The 18,315-nt window shown below is 52.7% G+C and carries 14 protein-coding genes; 4 read left to right on the top strand and 10 right to left on the bottom strand.

The genetic code is table 11. The annotated features are described in order from the left end of the window. Positions 1-53: 53 nt before the first annotated feature. The 5 genes from JFY74_19175 to JFY74_19155 form a co-directional block, all read right to left on the bottom strand. Positions 54-908: an asparaginase gene (locus JFY74_19175; GenBank protein ID QQG28148.1), complete on the bottom strand. Its 855-nt coding sequence runs from the start codon at positions 906-908 to the stop codon at positions 54-56. 257 nt (positions 909-1,165) lie between these two features. Continuing rightward, positions 1,166-2,002 (bottom strand): 5-dehydro-4-deoxy-D-glucuronate isomerase, encoded by an 837-nt coding sequence (gene kduI, locus JFY74_19170; protein QQG28147.1) that lies wholly within the window; start codon positions 2,000-2,002, stop codon positions 1,166-1,168. A gap of 12 nt (positions 2,003-2,014) precedes the next feature. Further along, the gene (kdgT, locus tag JFY74_19165; protein QQG28146.1) at positions 2,015-2,971 is read right to left on the bottom strand and encodes a 2-keto-3-deoxygluconate transporter; all 957 of its coding nucleotides are present in this window, start codon (positions 2,969-2,971) and stop codon (positions 2,015-2,017) included. Positions 2,972-3,303: 332 nt separating this feature from the next. Further along, positions 3,304-4,092: an IclR family transcriptional regulator gene (locus JFY74_19160; protein QQG28145.1), complete on the bottom strand. Its 789-nt coding sequence runs from the start codon at positions 4,090-4,092 to the stop codon at positions 3,304-3,306. A 227-nt stretch (positions 4,093-4,319) separates the two neighbouring features. Beyond that, positions 4,320-6,653 carry an RNA-binding transcriptional accessory protein gene (locus JFY74_19155; protein QQG28144.1) on the bottom strand — a complete coding sequence of 778 codons (2,334 nt, stop codon included), beginning with the start codon at positions 6,651-6,653 and terminating at the stop codon, positions 4,320-4,322. A gap of 314 nt (positions 6,654-6,967) precedes the next feature. Between JFY74_19155 and JFY74_19150 the strand changes: the two genes are divergently transcribed. Next, positions 6,968-8,251 carry a citrate synthase gene (locus JFY74_19150; protein ID QQG28143.1) on the top strand — a complete coding sequence of 428 codons (1,284 nt, stop codon included), beginning with the start codon at positions 6,968-6,970 and terminating at the stop codon, positions 8,249-8,251. Positions 8,252-8,367: 116 nt separating this feature from the next. On the opposite strand, the gene JFY74_19145 is transcribed toward JFY74_19150, so the two are convergent. Both JFY74_19145 and JFY74_19140 read right to left on the bottom strand, forming a co-directional pair. After that, on the bottom strand, positions 8,368-10,035 hold the full coding sequence (locus JFY74_19145; GenBank protein ID QQG28142.1) for an MCP four helix bundle domain-containing protein: 1,668 nt from the start codon (positions 10,033-10,035) through the stop codon (positions 8,368-8,370). Between the two features lie 312 nt (positions 10,036-10,347). After that, complete coding sequence (locus tag JFY74_19140) at positions 10,348-12,063, bottom strand: lysophospholipid acyltransferase family protein (protein QQG28141.1); 1,716 nt, start codon at positions 12,061-12,063, stop codon at positions 10,348-10,350. A gap of 174 nt (positions 12,064-12,237) precedes the next feature. Here JFY74_19140 and greB point away from each other — a divergent pair, with 174 nt between their 5' ends. The 3 genes from greB to envZ all read left to right on the top strand — a co-directional run bounded on the left by greB (position 12,238) and on the right by envZ (position 14,997). Then, positions 12,238-12,720 (top strand): transcription elongation factor GreB, encoded by a 483-nt coding sequence (greB, locus tag JFY74_19135; GenBank protein QQG28140.1) that lies wholly within the window; start codon positions 12,238-12,240, stop codon positions 12,718-12,720. Positions 12,721-12,919: 199 nt separating this feature from the next. Then, positions 12,920-13,639 carry a two-component system response regulator OmpR gene (ompR, locus tag JFY74_19130; GenBank protein QQG28139.1) on the top strand — a complete coding sequence of 240 codons (720 nt, stop codon included), beginning with the start codon at positions 12,920-12,922 and terminating at the stop codon, positions 13,637-13,639. After that, positions 13,636-14,997, top strand: coding sequence for a two-component system sensor histidine kinase EnvZ (gene envZ, locus JFY74_19125; protein QQG28138.1), 1,362 nt, complete (start codon positions 13,636-13,638; stop codon positions 14,995-14,997). The genes ompR and envZ overlap by 4 nt, the downstream gene beginning before the upstream one ends. A gap of 96 nt (positions 14,998-15,093) precedes the next feature. Here the strand turns inward: envZ and pckA are convergent, their stop codons facing one another. The 3 genes from pckA to hslR form a co-directional block, all read right to left on the bottom strand. Beyond that, positions 15,094-16,713, bottom strand: coding sequence for a phosphoenolpyruvate carboxykinase (ATP) (pckA, locus tag JFY74_19120; GenBank protein ID QQG28137.1), 1,620 nt, complete (start codon positions 16,711-16,713; stop codon positions 15,094-15,096). Between the two features lie 198 nt (positions 16,714-16,911). Then, on the bottom strand, positions 16,912-17,781 hold the full coding sequence (gene hslO / locus JFY74_19115) for an Hsp33 family molecular chaperone HslO (protein ID QQG28136.1): 870 nt from the start codon (positions 17,779-17,781) through the stop codon (positions 16,912-16,914). Between the two features lie 115 nt (positions 17,782-17,896). Continuing rightward, positions 17,897-18,307 carry a ribosome-associated heat shock protein Hsp15 gene (gene hslR, locus JFY74_19110; protein ID QQG28135.1) on the bottom strand — a complete coding sequence of 137 codons (411 nt, stop codon included), beginning with the start codon at positions 18,305-18,307 and terminating at the stop codon, positions 17,897-17,899. Positions 18,308-18,315: the final 8 nt, after the last annotated feature.

The following is an 18,315-nucleotide window of genomic DNA, read 5'->3' as shown; positions in this document are numbered from 1 at the left end:
ATCCCGACAGATTAACGTGGCGGGATACCTCAGTATTACGGTTTACCCTGCGATTATTGCTCGAAATAGGTGCGGATTTTCTCGATGTTGCCACCATTAGACAGTGCCAGCGAAAGCAGAATGCGTGCTTTCTGCGGGTTGTAGAATCCGCTGCCGATAGCGCCGTCTTTCTTCTTATCGGTCACATAGCCGTTGCCAGTACGCGTGCTTATCACCACCGGAATGCCTTTAGCGACAGCTTTCTTGATGTCTTCTTTGATACGCGTTGGCGTAGAGCCGTTACCGCTACCCGCGATAATGATGCCTTTTGCGCCCTGTTCAATAGCGGCATTTAGCAGGCCGCTGTCTTGATCTTGATAGCCGTACAGAATGTCGACCTTCGCCAGCGACTCCTTACTGCTTACATCAAAGAACGGCTTGTGTTCGGGAGCGGCTGGCTGGTAAAAGAAGCGTGGAACGCCGCCGTAGAATGCGCCCAGATAACCTTGTTCATTGGCTTTGAACGTATCCAGCGACGCGGCATTGGTTTTGGTGGTGTAGAAGGCGGAACCGATGCGGTCATTCAGCAGAACCATCGCGCCGCGTTTTTCTGCGTTCTTGCTCGACGCCAGCGTGACGGCTTCCAGCAGGTTCATGGAGCCGTCCGCGCTGATGGCGGTGTTGGCGATTTGCTCGCCCGTTACCGTCGCAACATCGCCAATAGCTGGCACGGCGTTCAGCAGTTCCTGAATGCCGATAGTCCCTGCCTGATAGCCTGTCGTTGCCGTATTGGATTCTGCTTTTCCGGCGATGGTGCCACCGGTTGCGTATATCGTGATGCTTGGTTTGGCGTCATCGGCCAGCAGCGCATGACACGACAGCATCAGGCAAGCGGCAGTGATGGTGCGGGCGATGGATGAGAGTTGCATTAGCAGGTTCTTGCTTTTGGTATGGGGAAACAAGAACAAAGCAACTTCTATACCAATGTTTATTCATATGTTAGTCAGCTAATTAATTGCAGGGAGTCTTTGGTTTGGTACACTGCGTGGGGCGTTGGCGGCTGTATTGCAACCGCAATGGTGAGTGCGGTAGCAGCAGAAGTGGGTTACTGGCACCACATAAAAAAACAGGGTGAATAGGGTTCACCCTGCTGTATTTTACTGTGTCGGCGTAATGCCAGAGGGGATTAGCGTAAATCCAACATCGCGATATGGTCCATATCGTCAAATGTCAGGTTTTCGCCGATCATGCCCCAAATAAAGGCGTAGTTTTTAGTGCCGACGCCGGTGTGAATCGACCAGCTCGGGGAGATCACCGCCTGTTCGTTGTGCATCACTAGATGGCGCGTTTCATGCGGTTCACCCATCATATGGAAAATAATGGTGTCTTCCGCCATGTCAAAATAGAAGTACACTTCCATTCTGCGCTCATGGGTATGCGTCGGCATGGAATTCCAGTTGCTGCCTTCCGCCAGACGCGTTAATCCCATGCTCAGCTGGCAGGTTTCCACCACTTCTGGCACCAGATATTTGCAAATCGTCCGCTTGTTACAGGTTTTAACATCGCCCAGTGGTGCCTTGATCGCTTGATCCTGCGTAATGATGCGTGTCGGGAAAACGGCATGCGCTGGTGCGCTGTTATAATACAGTTTCGCTGGCTTGGCGCTATCCAAACTGCTGAACGCTAAGGCTTTGGCTCCCTTTCCAACATAGAGCGCTTCCTCATTACCAACTTCGTAGCTTGTGCCGTCGATGACAATTTTTGCCGGGCCGCCGATATTGATAAGCCCCAGCTCGCGACGCTCAAGAAAATAGTTCACGCCAAATTGTTTGCCGATGCCATCATCAAACGTTATCTCGCCATCCACCGGCATGATCCCGCCCACCACGATACGGTCGATGTGGCTGTAGGTCATGGTGTATTGGTTTGGCGTAAATATCTGCTCAATAAGAAATTTCTTTCTCAGCTCAGTGGTATCAAGCGTTTTCGCATGTTCACTGTGTACACTTTGTCGTACGTCCATTTTGCTACCTTCTTATGCGGTTTTAGGTGAAAAGCGTTTTGCCCATACTGCCGTAAGGATGGGCACCAGTACTGATGTCACGATCACACTGGTGGCGACTAACGCTGTTGCCTGTTGAGCGACCGGAGCGAATTCCGGAGCCATATTCGCGATCAACAGGGGAGTGGCGACGGCGGCACCGGCGCTGCTGGATGCGGCTACGCCTGCGGTGCCATTACCACCGCCGATAAATTTATCCGCCAGAATCAACGGGATACCTGTAACAACAATCACCAACAGGCCGAGGAAGATACCTGCGAAGCCCGTCTGGAGGATCACTGATAAATTAATGGTGTTACCCAACGCAAAGGCGAAGAAAGGAATCAGCGTTTGTACTGAATTACCGAACAGCTTTCTCAGGTCTGGGTCCAGGTTGCCCAATGCAAAACCAATCAGGAACGGCAGTACGGCACCGACAAATAACTGAGGTTCAAAGGTGGCTATACCGCTGGCACCCAGAATGACCATGGTCATCAACGGACCGGATTCCAGAGACATCAGTACGAAGGCGCCCGCTTCTTCTTTAGAACCGTATTGGTTCATCAATGCAGCGTACAAACCACCGTTAGTCATGTCCATTGCCGCGACCAGTGCCAGCACGGAGATCCCAGCCAGCATGCCGTTTTGGATGCCGTCTCCCGGCAAGAATGTGCCAGCGATCAGCGCCACAATCCAGGCGGTAGCGATTTTGGTGACCACCAGAACGCCTGATTTTCTCAGCATCGTTCCCGTTGCTTTAAATTCAATGGATGCACCCATGCAGAAAAACCATACCGCCAGAATCGGGATTGTGCCAGTAATCAGCCCGTTACTGAAAGAACCTAAGTATTTTCCGGCTCCTGGCGTAAAGGTATTACAGAGTGCGCCCAAAAAGAGCGGCACTAGCATTAATCCCCCAGGGATTTTATCAATAGCTTGTTTGATTTTCATAAAAGACCTCATTAAAAGATAAAAGCATGTTCAGCCCGCTTTCAGTGAAAGCGGATGGAGTATTGGTATTCAGTAATAAATAGGGGGAAATAAAACCCAAGGGGTTATTACCCGATTTCATTAACTAGTGAAGATGGTTGTCCCCATTATAAAATTGATAATTACTATTTTTCGTCATCTTAATGATGGCTTATGTAATGCTTTTTTAGTTATAGAGAGTCTTCCTGTAATGCTTAATTAGCGTTTACAGGTAATTATGTTGTGGCTATTTCCTACTTGGATTTCAATAAATTACAAATTGAAATTCACTAGGGTTATTTCCGATAAATATATTATCTACTATCAATATTCCGACTGTTAATATGAGCGGTAATCGCTTTGCTGGTTTTAATCAGGCTTGCCAGATGTTTTTCTTTTTTTCCATTAGCATATTGCGACTGCATACCGTTAACGCCGATAGCGGCGATGACTTCACCATTTTGGTTAAAGATTGGCGCGGCCATGCAGCAGATCTCTTCTATATCTTCGCCGTCGTCTATTGCCCAGCCCTGTTCCTTGACGATTTTCAGATGTTGTAGGAAATCTTCTTTGTTGGTAATCGTCCGGGGCGTCAAATACTCAAAGGTGCAATCGGCAATCAGTGATTCAATTCTTTCCTGTGGCAGCCAGGCGACGAGCACTTTCCCCAGAGACATACGGTTAAATACAATTTTCTTACCTTCCCAGGATGTTTTTACAATGGCCTTGGGAGATTCCACTTTACTCAGGAAGAAACCGTTATCGCCGTCCATAATACCAAGATGGCAGGTCAACTCCGTCTCTTTGACTAATTCATGCATAAAGTTAATCGTGTCTTTACGCAGATCAATATTCTTTATTACCAAACCGCCAAGCTCAAACAGTCTTAACCCCAAAACATAACGACCGTCAGCGCGCTGACGTAACAATTGCGTCACCACCAGCACTTCCAGTAGATGATGTACGCTGCTTTTAGGTATAGACAAATCAGTGCAAATCTCAGTGAAGCTGGCTTCGTCATGTTTGGCGATGTAGTCAATAATCATCACTAAACGGACGGCTGCCGGCGCTTTACTGTGTTCGAGCTGTTGGAATATATTCATGTTGTTCTATATATAAAACTATGGTTTCCTATATAGAACAATAATAACGCAGCGGTAATTTATTTACCTAGATGCAGATCACAAAACACTCGTGAAGTGGTTGAATATTTCAATATAAATGAAACGTAGTTTTATTAGGGAAACAGAATAGCGATATTTTGGCAGGAAAGATGCCTGACCTTATGAAAACGAGGTCAGGCATCTTTTAAATAATAGTGGGGGTTGCGTTAACGTTTTTTAAAGGCGGCGGCCAGGGCGTCGCCCATCGCGCTGTTGCCTGCGACAGGGGCGCTAGCGGGACGAGGACGTGATTTACCGGCTGGCTGACGTGATGACGTATTGCTATCGCCACGCGCACTGCCACCGCCACGACGTGATGCGGTGTCGCCCGGCTGCTCATCAAGGCGCATGGTCAACGCGATACGCTTACGTTGCAGATCCACTTCCATCACTTTCACTTTGACGATATCGCCTGCTTTCACGACCTTGTGCGGATCGTCGACGAAATGGTCGGCCAGTGACGAAATATGTACTAAACCATCCTGATGGACGCCGATATCCACAAACGCGCCAAAGTTGGTGACGTTGGTGACTGCGCCTTCCAGAATCATGCCCGGCAGCAGATCGTTTAAGGTTTCCACCCCGTCGGCGAAGCTGGCGGTTTTGAACTCAGGGCGCGGATCGCGACCCGGTTTTTCCAGCTCCTTGATGATGTCGGTTACCGTTGGTACGCCGAAACGCTCGTCGGTGAAATCCGAGGGTTTCAAGTTACGCAGTGCGTTAGGGTTCCCCATTAGCTCCTGCAACGCCTGTTCCGTCGCGGCCAGAATACGCTCCACAATCGGATAGGCTTCTGGGTGAACGGTAGAGGCATCCAGCGGGTTATTGCCGTGGTTGATGCGCAGGAAGCCTGCACATTGTTCAAAGGCTTTTGGCCCCAGACGGCTGACTTTCAGCAGCTGTTCGCGGTTATGGAAGCGGCCATTCTCATCACGCCAGGTCACAATATTCTGCGCCATCATGCGCGTCAGCCCGGCGACACGCGTTAACAGCGCCACGGACGCGGTGTTCAGATCAACGCCCACGGCGTTTACGCAGTCTTCGACCACCGCATCCAGCTTCTTCGCCAGCAGGCTTTGGCTTACGTCATGCTGATACTGACCCACGCCGATGGATTTCGGATCGATCTTCACCAGTTCCGCCAGCGGATCCTGCAAACGACGGGCGATAGACACCGCACCGCGCAGCGAGACATCCAGATCGGGGAATTCCAGCGCGGCCAGCTCGGACGCGGAGTACACCGATGCGCCTGCTTCGCTGACGATCACTTTCTGTGCTTTGATATCCGGGAACTGCTTCTGCGTGTCGAGGAAGAAACGCTCGGTTTCACGTGAGGCAGTTCCGTTACCAATCGCCACCAGCTCAACCTGATATTTGAGGCATAGTGCGGCCACAATAGGAGCGGCTTTCGCTGCCTGACCGGTATGCGGATAAATCGTGTCGGTTGCGACCAGCTTGCCAGTAGCGTCCACCACCGCAACTTTCACGCCAGTACGCAGGCCGGGATCGAGACCCATCGTCGCGCGCATGCCCGCCGGAGCGGCCATCAGCAGGTCGTGCATGTTGCGGGCGAAAACGTTGATCGCTTCGTCTTCAGCCTTTTCACGCACGCTGCCCATCAGCTCGGTTTCAAGGTGCAGCAGCACTTTAATGCGCCACGTCCAGCTAATGACGGCGCGTCGCCAGCTGTCTGCTGCGGCATTCCCTAAACGCAGATTCAGGTGGTCGATAATAATTTGTTCGCAGTAGCTCTCGCGAGGCGCTTCTTCGTGCTGCGGATCGGCGTTCAGCGCCAGTTGTAGCACGCCTTCGTTACGGCCACGGAACATTGCCAGCGCGCGGTGTGAAGGCACCTGAGCAATCGGCTCGTGATGATCAAAATAGTCACGGAACTTCGCGCCTTCTTCCTCTTTCCCTTCTACGACGCGAGAAACCAGATGGGCATTTTTCCACAGGTAGTTACGCACTTTTGCCAGCAGCGTGGCGTCTTCGGCAAAGCGTTCCATCAGAATGTAACGTGCGCCGTCCAGTGCGGCTTTCACGTCCGCGACGCCTTTCTCGGCATCGACATAAGCCTGTGCCGTCAGCTCCGGCTCCTGGCTTGGGTCTTGCCACAGGCTGTCGGCCAGCGGTTCCAGACCCGCTTCAATCGCGATTTGTCCACGCGTGCGGCGTTTAGGTTTGTACGGCAGGTAGAGGTCTTCCAGCTCGGTTTTGCTCAGCGTGCCTTTTATGGCGGTAGCGAGCTGCGCGGTTAACTTTCCCTGATCGTCGATGGATTTCAGAATAGTCTGGCGTCGGTCTTCCAGTTCACGCAGGTAACCGAGGCGTGTTTCGAGCTGGCGCAGTTGGGTGTCATCCAGCCCGCCGGTCACTTCTTTACGGTAACGGGCGATAAAAGGGACGGTGTTTCCTTCGTCCAGCAGGCGGACTGCCGCGTCTACCTGCTCCGTACGCGCCTGCAATTCGCTGGCGATAATGTGGCTTAATGAATCATTCATGGGTCTGATATCAATCGTCATCAAGTGAATTAAATAAGTGGGGACAGTTATACGGATTGAGCGTGCAAAATGCCAGCCGCTGCCGTCTGGAAAACGCGGATGATCTCGCGTTGTTCAGTGCAACAAAATTTACCTACATCAATATTCCGTCAGATTCTTGCAACCCACTCACTATTTTAGCGTATGACATACGTTGGCTTTATGCCGTTGTAAATCGAGTATTACTTTACATTGAGTGCCGCACGGGATGACCTATCCAGAAGCCCGTGAGAGCGGACGGGAACAACATCATTATTCGGGCAGGAGAACGGTTCATGACAGTCAGAACGTCCACGTTGACGGCAGAAGGGCAGGCGGATATCACGCTGGATATGCGTTCCGGCGTGCTGGGAAAAACAGCGGTGGATATTCGTCCACTCGGTGAACACGGGCTGTGCAGTTATGACCCCGGTTTTGCCAATACGGCAGGGTGCGAGTCGGCGATTACCTATATTGATGCGGTGAATAGCGTGCTGCTGCATCGGGGCTTCCCTGTCGAACAGCTCGCTGAGCAGTGTGACTTTACTGAAGTCTGTTACATCCTGCTGCATGGCGAAGCGCCTTCGGCGGAAGCGTATGCGAAATTTGCCGACAACATCACCCGCCATACGCTGGTTCATGAGCAAATTACCCGGATGTTCAGCGGCTTTCGTCGCGATTCCCACCCGATGGCGCTGATGTGCGCGGTGGTGGGCGCGCTGGCCGCGTTCTATCACGATGTCTTGGATATCCATAACGCGGAACACCGCGAGCTGGCGGCGGTGCGACTGCTGTCGAAAATGCCGACGCTGGCGGCGATGTGCTACAAATATTCCATCGAACAGCCGTCCGTGTACCCCCGTAATTCGCTTTCCTATACGAGCAACTTCCTGCACATGCTGTTTTCGATTCCGGCGGAGAAATATGAAGTGAATCCGGTGCTGGAACGGGCGATGAACCGCATCCTGATTTTGCATGCCGATCATGGTCAGTGTCCGTCTACGATGGCGGTCAGAGCATCGGGTTCTTCCGGTGCGAACCCGTTTGCCTGCATTGCGGCTGGGCTGGCGTCGATGTGGGGGCCGTTACACGGTGGGGCGAACGAGGCCTGTATGCGCATGCTGGAAGAAATTAAAACGGTCGATCGCGTCCCTGAATTTGTACGACGCGCGAAAGACCGCTGTGATTCATTCCGCCTGATGGGATTCGGTAACTCTGTCTACCAGCATTTCGATCCACGCGCGGCGATTCTGCGTAAAACTTGTTATGAAGTGCTCAATGAACTCGGCACGGAAGACAGCCTGTTGCAGGTGGCGATGGAGCTGGAACATATCGCCATGACTGATGCCTATTTTCTGGAGAATAGACTCTACCCGAGCGTCGATTTCTACACCTCGGTCATTCTCAAAGCGATGGGGCTGCCTTCATCGATGTTTACGGTTATCTCCACCGTCGGCAGAACGATCGGCTGGATTGCGCATTGGGATGAGATGCATAAACAGGAAGACATCAGCATCTACCGTCCACGCCAGATTTATACCGGGCAGCCTCGCCGGGACTATATTTCTCAAAAAGCGTAAGTTTCCAAAAAACCATTTAGTTTCCTAAAAATGGCTTTTCTTAAGGGAAAGACTGACGTGATTGTCACCATGATACCGATACCGGGTATCATGGTGAGTGTGGGCAGGGAAAGGCGCTAGAATTTTTCCCAGTTATCCTGTGTGTTGCTGGCTTGCGCGAGGGCTAAACGGGCGGGTTGTGCTTGCTTCGCCACTGGTGCTGGTCGCGCCGCTGGCGTGCCTCGCAGGTGGAAGTGGTTCATGAGCGTGACCAGATGGGATGACTGCTCGCGCAGGCTGGTTGCTGCATTGGCTGACTCTTCTACCAACGTCGCGTTCTGCTGGGTGACCTGATCGAGCTGGTTCACCGCGTCATGAATTTGCGAAATGCCGGATTCTTGTTCCTGCGTGGTTGTCCCGATCTCGTTGATTAAATCTGCCACGCTGCGAGCCTGACGTACCAGCTCATCAATGGTGCTGCCGGTGTCTTCGACCAGACGATTCCCCGCTTCTACTTTCTCGACGCTGGTGTTAATCAGCACCGCGATCTCTTTCGCGGCAGAGGCGGAGCGCTGTGCCAGTGAACGCACTTCTCCAGCCACCACGGCAAAGCCACGACCTTGCTCACCCGCGCGTGCCGCTTCGACCGCCGCATTTAGCGCCAGAATGTTAGTCTGGAAAGCGATGCCATCAATGACGCTGATGATATCCCGGATTTTGTGCGAGCTGACAGAGATCTCTTTCATCGTAATGACCATGTCGCTGACGGCCTCGCCGCCTTTCGTCGCCGTTTCGCTGGTTTGGCTGGCGAGTCGGGTGGCGTTACGCACGGTATCCGAATTCTGACGAATAGCCTGACTCATTTGCTCCATCGACGCTGCGGTTTGCTGCAAGCTGGCGGCCTGCTCTTCCGTGCGCTGACTCAGGTTTTCGCTGCCTGCGGCGATTTGGCTAGAACCGGAAGCGATAGCTTCGCTGCTTTGCCGCACCTGTTCGACGATATCGCCCAGGTTATGACTCATGTGGTGCATGGTGGCTAACAGGCTGCTCTGATCATGTGGCTTGATGTCGATGTCGACGGCCAGATCGCCATCGGCCACCTGCCGAGCAATGTGAGTAGCGTAGAGCGGCTCACCACCCAGTTGGTTTTTCAACGTGCGGGTAATCAGCCAGGCGACGACAGCGGCCATGGCGGCGGCGGCAAGCGCGAGAATCAGCATGATGACGCTGCCGGAGTACGCGCCAGTCTGTGCGTGGCTGACAATCTCGTTGGTATCCTGCTGCTGTGAGGCCATCATCGCATCCAGCACGTTGAACAGCGCGTTTTGTGCGGGCTGCATCTCATTGAGAATAATGGCATTACCCTGTAGGCGTTGCTGCGGGTCGGTGGATTGCACCAGCTCCATGGCTTTCAAAAAGGCCGCAAGGTAAGGTGGGCGGGTGTCCTGAAACTGCTTCAGCAGCGCGCTGGTACCTTCGGTATCCAGCTGTTGCCCCAGCTTTTTCAGGTTGGCGGTATTGCGGGCGATTTGCTCGTCGACGAACTGCTTTTCCTGCTTGATTTGCGCAGGGTCGTTACTGATTGCAATGTTGCGGATCAGACGAGCATTAGCGTCAAAACCGGCTTTAACTTCCTGAATCAATAACATATTTGCTAGCGTAGTGCCGGAAAGTCGGTTGATGTCGTTACCCAGCCCAACCAGTTGGAGCCGTCCGAAGAATGCCACCATCAGACTGATGATGATAACCAGAGAAAATCCCATACCCAGCATCTTGCCGAGTTTGATTCTGTTCAGCATATTCATAAACATCCTTAATTTTTTGACATGCTATGAAGGCATAACGGAGGGGGCTTGCTATCGTAATCGATGCAAGTAATGACAAGGTATTATAGCTAATTTTCGCGTTTTCGGGATACATCGGTAACTCCCGCGTTCAAAACAGATAGATAAGAATATCTTTAATATCGGCAAGAAAAGCGTTCAGTTGATCACGTAAATTACGACAAATGGGATTTCGTATGAAATGTGTGATCTGAGAGACAAAATGCGCGGGATTATGGTGTTGGTTAATGGGAGTGGTGCGTTAACCCTTTTAGAGGGTAACGCACCAATCAATCAAGACGTTTGCTCGCTGGTAAAAGGGGCGATATAGCGCTGATAGCGTGACGCTTTCAACTGCTTCAGATCGACGAGCACCAGACCGTCGATGCAGTTATTGAAATCGGGATCGATGCCAAAGTCGATAAACCGCACGCCTCCCGGCTCACACAGCTCTGAATACTGCTTGTAGAGCGTGGGGATCGCACACCCCATGTTGCTGAGCATGCTTTTCAACCGCGTGAGATCCTGCTGGTAGTCTGTTCCCTCAAACTGTTTCAGCACGTCAGGCAGCGAGGCCGGATAAGGGCGGCGTGACGTAGCCAGCGGCTGATCGGGCGTGAAGTGCAGACGATAAAATGCAACCAGCAAGTCGCGTGCATGCGGCGGCAAGGTGCCGGAAAGTGACACCGGGCCGAACAAATAGCGGTGTTCTGGATAGCGCGCCAGATAGGCACCGATACCCAGCCAGAGATAATCCAGTCCACGCTTACCCCAGTATTTGGGCTGGATGAAACTGCGTCCCAGCTCAATCCCTGACGCCAGTATCGGATCCATTTCGTCACCGTACTGGAACAGACTATGGCTGTAGAGGCCGCTTTTCCCTTTTTCTGCGATCAAATTGGCCGTCGAGACAAAGCGATAGGCACCGACAATCTCCAACTCGCGGTCATCCCATAGGATCAGATGCAAATAGTCATCGTCATAGCTGTCCAGATCGCGGCGTTGGCCGGATCCTTCGCCCACCGCGCGGAAGGCGATTTCGCGCAGGCGTCCGAGTTCGCGCAATAGCGGCACGTAATCTTCTTCACCGCGCCGATACAGATAGACAATCTTGCCATCCGGCGTGCTGCCCAGCGTTTCACACTCTGACAGCGCGCGCTTCAGCAGCACGCGGTCTTCGGCCAGCGCAATGGGTTTTTCACCGGCAAAACAGCCGGGCTTTCCTTGTCCCAACCGATAAACGTGACGTCGGAAACGGGCCGCCAGATCATTGGCGTTCCACTCGCCCTGACTCCAGGACGCATAGGGAACTCGGGCACCGATACGCAGCTTGAGAGTTTGTCCGCGCTGACCAAACATTTCTCTCACCAACAGAAGGGTGGACAGCGGGCGATAAACCATGGAGGAGAGATAGAACAGCGTACTGTTGCGTCCGCCGATATGAATCGGAACCACGGGCGCGCGGGCTTTGCTCGCCATGCGGATAAAACCATTATGCCAGTGACCGTCGCGAATCCCTTGCAGGCTAGCGCGTGAAACCTCGCCTGCCGGGAAGACGATGATCGCGCCGTCACCTTCCAAATGCTGCTGGATGGCGTTGACCTGTTGGCGTTTGGTGCGGTTATTGAAGTTATCGACGGAAAAAAACAGATTTTTGAGTGGGGCGACATAAGAGAGTAGCTGGCTGGCGACGATGCGGACATCGGGCCTGACGCTGGCAACGGTGCGGAGTAGCGCCAGCCCGTCCAGTGAGCCAATAGGGTGGTTGGCAACCAATACCACCGGCCCTTGACTGGGGATATTTTCTAAATCCCCTTCGACCATTTCACAATTGAAGTTGAAGTAATCAAGAATCTGTTCGACCAGATCCAATCCTTTCAAATGCGGGTAACGCCGCGCAAATTGCTGCATTTCATTTTCAAATAGCAGAGAACGCAAAACCGTTTTCTGCCAGGGTGGCGTATGGCGATGCGGGACAAGATCTTGCAGAATGGCGTCTAAGCTAAACATAAATCGTTCTCCGTAGCTCTCCGTGGCTAAAAGTACGGGATAGAAATGACATATTTATGTCTGTCGATAGATTATTAGCCAAAACTGTAAATCTGTGTAATGAACGCGCGATTTTTTGCGTGTAGAGATAGTGAAGAACGTGGTACGCGCTAAGCGCCTAACGGGGTTAACGACTTGAAAACCAATCTGATTACCCGCGAGGGGTATGACAAACTGCGGGCAGAGCATGATCATCTCTGGAATGTAAAGCGCCCGGAAATTACGAAAATTGTCTCTTGGGCGGCCAGCCTGGGGGATCGCTCAGAAAATGCTGACTACACCTACAACAAGCGTTTATTGCGCCAGATCGACAGGCGTGTGCGCTACCTGAGAAAATGCCTGACGGAATTGAAAATCGTCGATTACTCGCCACAGCAGGACGGCTGCGTATTCTTTGGTGCCTGGGTCGAGATCGAGAATGAACAAGGGGATGTGAAGCGTTTGCGGATTGTCGGGCCGGACGAGATCTACGGTGATAATAAAGACTATATTTCGATCGACTCCCCCATGGCGCGTGCGATGCTGAAAAAAGCAGTTGATGAGGAGTTCACTGTAAACACGCCAGACGGTCCACGTGAGTGGTGCGTTAACGCGATTGATTACGTTAAATCGTCGTAAACGACAATCCTCGCTAACCACAACCTGTGTAAATCGCCGATGGTTTTATGACTGACAGCAAAGGAAATGATTGATTACACGAATTTTAATATGCTTTGTAACAATTTTGCCTAGAATGTATACCAGAAACGACTGTCAGTAATTCGTATGTTTCTGAACAATAGCAGCGTCGGCGCTATTACGCCTTTGGAGAAAGAGAATGCAAGAGAACTATAAAATTCTGGTTGTAGATGACGACATGCGTTTGCGGGCGCTATTAGAGCGTTATCTGACCGAGCAGGGTTTTCAGGTACGTAGCGTAGCCAATGCTGAACAGATGGACCGTTTACTGACCCGTGAATCCTTTCACCTTATGGTGCTGGATTTAATGCTGCCGGGCGAAGATGGGCTGTCCATCTGCCGTCGCTTGCGTAGCCAGAGCAACCCAATGCCGATCATTATGGTGACGGCGAAAGGGGAAGAAGTTGATCGTATCGTCGGACTGGAAATCGGCGCGGACGACTATATTCCTAAACCTTTCAACCCGCGTGAACTGCTGGCGCGCATCCGTGCGGTGCTGCGTCGTCAGGCGAATGAACTGCCAGGTGCGCCGTCGCAGGAAGAAGCCATTATCGCGTTTGGTAAATTCAAGCTGAACCTGGGCACGCGCGAAATGTTCCGCGATGATGAACCGATGCCGTTAACCAGCGGCGAGTTTGCCGTGCTTAAGGCGCTGGTGAGCCACCCGCGTGAACCGCTGTCTCGCGATAAGCTGATGAATCTGGCCCGTGGTCGTGAATACAGCGCGATGGAGCGTTCCATCGACGTACAAATTTCTCGTCTGCGCCGCATGGTGGAAGAGGATCCGGCGCATCCGCGCTATATCCAGACCGTGTGGGGTCTTGGCTACGTGTTTGTCCCGGACGGCAGTAAGGCATGATGCAATGGCGCTTTTCTCCGCGCAGCTCATTTGCACGGACGTTGCTACTGATTGTCACGTTGTTGTTTGTCAGTTTGGTCACCACCTATTTGGTGGTGCTCAACTTCGCTATTCTGCCGAGTTTGCAGCAGTTTAATAAGGTGCTGGCATATGAAGTAAGAATGCTGATGACGGACAGTCTGCAACTGGAAGATGGCACCACGCTTGAGGTGCCGCCAGCGTTCCGGCGTGAGATTTACCGCGAATTGGGTATATCGCTGTACACCAATGCAGCGGCGGAAGAAAGCGGCCTGCGTTGGGCCCAGCACTACAAGTTTTTGAGTGACCAGATGGCGCAACAGCTGGGTGGCCCGACGGATGTGCGGGTTGAGGTCAGCAAGAATACGCCGGTGGTGTGGCTGAAAACCTGGCTTTCACCGGATATCTGGGTGCGCGTTCCCCTCACTGAAATTCATCAGGGCGATTTCTCGCCGCTCTTCCGCTATACGCTGGCGATAATGCTGCTGGTGATTGGCGGCGCGTGGCTATTTATTCGGGTGCAGAACCGACCCTTGGTTGAGCTGGAGCATGCGGCTTTGCAGGTCGGGAAGGGCATTATTCCGCCGCCGCTGCGTGAATATGGTGCCTCCGAAGTGCGTTCCGTGACGCGCGCCTTTAACCAGATGGCCTCCGGCGTGAAGCTGCTGGCCGATGACCGTACGCTGTTAATGGCGGGCGTTAGCCATGACCTGCGTACGCCGCTGACGCGAATTCGTCTGGCGACCGAAATGATGGGCAAGGAAGATGACTATCTGGCGGAGTCGATCAATAAGGACATTGAAGAGTGTAATGCGATTATTGAGCAGTTCCTCGACTACCTGCGCACCGGTCAGGAAATGCAGACGGAAGTGGCCGACCTGAACGCCATTATGGGCGAAGTGGTAGCATCGGAAAGCGGTTATGAACGCCAGATCGACAGCGAGTTTGCTACTGGCGAGTTGCTGGTGCGTATCAGTTCGCTTTCGATCAAACGTGCGGCGTTGAATCTGGTCGTGAATGCGGCGCGTTATGGGAACGGCTGGATAAAAGTCAGTACCGGACGTGAGCTACAGCGCGTCTGGTTTCAGGTAGAAGATGACGGAGAAGGCATTGCGCCCGATCAGTTGAAGCACCTGTTCCAGCCTTTTGTTCGCGGCGACAGCGCGCGAACCACCAGCGGTACAGGGCTGGGGCTGGCGATTGTGCAGCGTATTATCGATGCACACAATGGCGTGCTGGATGTCGGCAGCAGCGAACGCGGTGGGCTCTGCGTCCGCGCGTATCTGCCGCTGCTCTCGGACGTCGCAGTAGCGGATACGGGAGCCGCGAAAGAGTCATAAGCATTGTTAGGCAGCACTGGCATTAAAGCTGTTCAGATATGAATAAAAGAAAGGCGCGGAATCCGCGCCTTTTTCGTGATTGATACTCTTCCGCGTTTACCGCTTTGGTCCTGCTTTCACCAGCGCTGCGCCTGCCGGAGCATCGGTGTATTTATCGAAGTTGGTGATAAAGCGCTGTGCCAGATCGTCCGCTTTTTCCTGCCACTGTTCGACGCTCGCGTAGGTATCACGTGGGTCGAGAATGTCAGGATTGACGCCGGGCAGCGAGGTCGGGATTGCCAGGTCGAAGACGGGCAGCGTCTGCATTTCTGCATCATCAATACTGCCGTTCAGAATAGCGTCAATAATCCCGCGCGTATCCTTAATCGAGATACGTTTGCCGCTGCCGTTCCAGCCAGTGTTCACCAGATAGGCCTGTGCGCCAGCCGCCTTCATGCGCTTCACCAGCACTTCAGCGTACTGCGTCGGGTGCAGCATCAGGAATGCCGCGCCAAAGCAGGCGGAGAAAGTCGGTGTGGGTTCCGTCACGCCGCGCTCGGTTCCCGCTAGCTTGGCGGTAAAGCCGGACAGGAAGTGATACTGCGTTTGATCGGACGTCAGGCGAGAAACCGGTGGTAACACGCCGAACGCGTCCGCCGTCAGGAAGATCACTTTCGTGGCATGGCCCGCTTTGGAGACCGGTTTAACGATGTTGTGAATGTGGTAGATCGGATAAGAAACGCGGGTGTTCTCGGTTTTGGAACCGTCGTTGAAGTCCACGTTGCCGTCTGCCAGCACGGTGACGTTCTCCAGCAGCGCATCGCGTTTGATGGCACCAAAGATATCCGGTTCTGCTTCCTTAGACAGCTTGATGGTTTTGGCATAGCAGCCGCCTTCAAAGTTGAAGACGCCATCGTCGTCCCAGCCGTGCTCGTCATCGCCAATCAGCTGGCGTTTCGGATCGGTGGACAGCGTGGTTTTACCCGTACCGGATAGGCCGAAGAAGACCGCCACATCGCCTTTTTCGCCAACGTTTGCCGAGCAGTGCATGGAGGCGATACCTTTCAGCGGCAGCAGGTAGTTCATGATGGAGAACATCCCTTTCTTCATTTCGCCGCCGTACCAGGTGCCGCCAATCAGCTGAATGCGCTCTGTCAGGTTGAACGCAACAAAGTTCTCAGAGTTCAGACCCTGTTCCTGCCAGTTCGGGTTGGTGCATTTTGCGCCGTTCATCACGATGAAATCCGGCTCAAAGCCTTCCAGTTCTTCATCGCTCGGGTGGATAAACATGTTTTTAACGAAATGCGCCTGCCAGGCCACTTCCGTCACGAAACGTACGCTGAGGCGGCTGTCTGGGTTGGCACCGCAGAAAGCATCGATGATGAACAACCGCTTGCCGGACAACTGCGTGGTGACGAGTTGCTTCAGCTGCGTCCAGGTTTCCTGGCTCAACGGGTGGTTATCGTTCTTACCTTTGCCTTGATCGGACCACCACACGGTGTCGCGGGTCACGTCATCGCGCACGATGTATTTGTCTTTCGGGGAACGACCGGTAAAGATGCCGGTATCGACGGCGACGGCACCCAGTTGGGTTTCGATGCCGCGTTCATAGCCTTGTAGGGTAGGGGAGAGTTCTTCTTCAAAAAGCAGTTCATAGCTGGGATTGTAGACAATATCGCGGACATCGTGGATTCCATAACCCGCCAAGGCTTGCGGGGTAATACCGTTGATCTGCATGTTGCTACTCCTCAAGTTATAGTCGTACTACTAAACATTGTAGGGAGTGAGCTTATTTTAACCGCGATAGCAGTCATAAAATTAAATAAATTCATTAATAACTTTGCTTATTTAGGGTGTTTGAAAAATAACCACGGTGGTTTGCAGGTGGGGAAAATAAGCAAAATAAAACGAGTACTTTCGTACCCGTTAAAATGATTAATGTAACAAATTTCCTGATGAGTCGTGCCGTATGGCGCGGATGTCCAGCGAATTAAACAGGTAGTGCGTACCACAATAATCACAGTGCATGTCAATTTCGCCGTCCTGCTCGATCATCTCATTCACTTCCTGATCGGACAGCGTCATTAATGCATCGGCGCAACGATCGCGCGAGCAGTGGCAGCGGAATTCGACATCTTGTGGTTCATACACGGTAACCTCTTCCTGATGGTAAAGGCGGTACAGAACCTCGGTGGCAGGCAGGGAAAATAGCTCTTCGGCTTTAACCGTCGTGGTGAGCTGGGCCAGATGATCAAAATCGTTACGATCGGCATCCTGTGCAGGTAATACCTGTAGCAGCATGCCTGCGGCAGCCTGATTGCCCTCGTGTTGGCCAGTGCGGATAAATAACCGCGTCGGCAGCTGCTCGGACTGCTGGAAATAGCTTTCCAGACATTCGGCAACGGTGTCACCTTCTAAACCGACGACGCCCTGATAACGCTCGCCGTCAGTCGGTGTAATGGTAATGACCAGATAGCCATTGCCCACCATCTCTTTCAGCGAACTCCCCGGTGCGATATCCCCTTGCAGACGGGCAACGCCGCGCATCTGCTGCTGGTGATTACCGTTAATCACCGCCAGTTTCAGTGGGCCATCGCCCTGAAGCTGAACGGTAATATCACCGCTGAATTTCAGCGTGGCCGTCAACAGGCTGGTGGCAACCAGCATTTCGCCTAGCAGCGTTTGTACCGCAGCTGGGTAGTCGTGGTTGGTTAAAATACGTTGATACGTCTCGTTAACTGTCACCAACTCGCCACGAACGGCATAATTTTCAAACAGATAACGATGTAGTTGGTCGTGAGCCATAATATTTTCTCGTATTTGTGCGGAGATCAGTGGTGCGACGATGAGTAGTGCGGCAATCGCTGAGTCTTCTCTCTGTGGTCATCAGTTTGATGACCAACAAATGAAGGGCAGAGCGCTATTCCTGATCGCTGTATTTAAATTTAATCAGATCGCGTCGCTCTTTTTTATCAGGGCGGCGATCGGGGTGTGGCATTGTCAGCGCATTCATTTTCCGCGCCTGCGCCAGCTTTTCTCGTTTCTCAATGCTTGCAGCCGTTTCCTGATACAGCGCCTGCGCCTCTGTCGCGCTTCTGCGCTGGCCGCTGACGGCCAAAATGATGACGGTGCGTTCATCATTGCCCTGACGCAGTTTAATCTCGGCATTCAGTTCAACCTGTTTGCTTGGCTTACCGCGTTGACCGTTATAGTGCACTTTGCCGCCGTCGATCATCTCGCGGGCCATTGCTCGGGTTTTGTAGAAGCGGGCGGCCCAGAGCCATTTATCCAGACGAACGGCGTCGTCGGCCTGTTCGGTAGCTTTCACCATAAATCCCC

The organism is Pectobacterium carotovorum, assembly GCA_016415585.1.
Lineage (GTDB): Bacteria > Pseudomonadota > Gammaproteobacteria > Enterobacterales > Enterobacteriaceae > Pectobacterium > Pectobacterium carotovorum_K.
Note: the sequence above shows the minus strand (reverse complement) of the source record. Positions and strands in the feature narration are given on the sequence as shown.

What these genes read in the sequence shown, in the direction of transcription:
- JFY74_19175 (QQG28148.1), bottom strand. Translation starts at nt 908, where the DNA reads ATGCAACTCTCATCCATCGCCCGCACCATCACTGCCGCTTGCCTGATG.
- kduI (QQG28147.1), bottom strand. Translation starts at nt 2,002, where the DNA reads ATGGACGTACGACAAAGTGTACACAGTGAACATGCGAAAACGCTTGAT.
- kdgT (QQG28146.1), bottom strand. Translation starts at nt 2,971, where the DNA reads ATGAAAATCAAACAAGCTATTGATAAAATCCCTGGGGGATTAATGCTA.
- JFY74_19160 (QQG28145.1), bottom strand. Translation starts at nt 4,092, where the DNA reads ATGAATATATTCCAACAGCTCGAACACAGTAAAGCGCCGGCAGCCGTC.
- JFY74_19155 (QQG28144.1), bottom strand. Translation starts at nt 6,653, where the DNA reads ATGAATGATTCATTAAGCCACATTATCGCCAGCGAATTGCAGGCGCGT.
- JFY74_19150 (QQG28143.1), top strand. Translation starts at nt 6,968, where the DNA reads ATGACAGTCAGAACGTCCACGTTGACGGCAGAAGGGCAGGCGGATATC.
- JFY74_19145 (QQG28142.1), bottom strand. Translation starts at nt 10,035, where the DNA reads ATGAATATGCTGAACAGAATCAAACTCGGCAAGATGCTGGGTATGGGA.
- JFY74_19140 (QQG28141.1), bottom strand. Translation starts at nt 12,063, where the DNA reads ATGTTTAGCTTAGACGCCATTCTGCAAGATCTTGTCCCGCATCGCCAT.
- ompR (QQG28139.1), top strand. Translation starts at nt 12,920, where the DNA reads ATGCAAGAGAACTATAAAATTCTGGTTGTAGATGACGACATGCGTTTG.
- envZ (QQG28138.1), top strand. Translation starts at nt 13,636, where the DNA reads ATGATGCAATGGCGCTTTTCTCCGCGCAGCTCATTTGCACGGACGTTG.
- pckA (QQG28137.1), bottom strand. Translation starts at nt 16,713, where the DNA reads ATGCAGATCAACGGTATTACCCCGCAAGCCTTGGCGGGTTATGGAATC.
- hslO (QQG28136.1), bottom strand. Translation starts at nt 17,781, where the DNA reads ATGGCTCACGACCAACTACATCGTTATCTGTTTGAAAATTATGCCGTT.
- hslR (QQG28135.1), bottom strand. Translation starts at nt 18,307, where the DNA reads ATGGTGAAAGCTACCGAACAGGCCGACGACGCCGTTCGTCTGGATAAA.